This is a genomic window from Nocardiopsis lucentensis DSM 44048, assembly GCF_000341125.1.
In the GTDB taxonomy this organism is placed as follows: domain Bacteria; phylum Actinomycetota; class Actinomycetes; order Streptosporangiales; family Streptosporangiaceae; genus Nocardiopsis; species Nocardiopsis lucentensis.
Map to the genome: position 1 here is coordinate 1 of NZ_ANBC01000693.1, position 326 is coordinate 326.

At 75.2% G+C, this 326-nt stretch carries 1 protein-coding gene; it reads right to left on the reverse strand.

The genetic code is table 11. The features are described 5' to 3' along the window. Window positions 1-326 (reverse strand): snapalysin family zinc-dependent metalloprotease (locus D471_RS0124250; protein WP_017601011.1); only part of this gene is annotated, 326 nt, incomplete at both ends.

Here is a 326-nt window from a genome sequence, read left to right on the forward strand (position 1 = left end):
CGGGCTTGGCGTCGGGCAGCCCCAGGCTGTGGCCGAGCTCGTGCGCGGCGATGCGCACAGCGTCGTAGCCCGCCGCGGTGCCCTGGCGGCCCATCCAGACGACGACCTGCCCGCCCGGGCGCACCGGGCCCAGCTGGGCGCGGGGCCAGCCGTTGTCGGCGATGATGCGGATCTCGGCGTGCCGTCCGACGGGGGCCGGCTCCAGACGGACGTTGCTGACGCTGTAGTTCCACACGCGCACGGCCGAGGAGACCGCGGAGGTGTACTCCGCTGCCCGGCTGGCGTCGTAGTACAGCACGGTCTGGCGCAGCGGCTGGGGCCGCTCC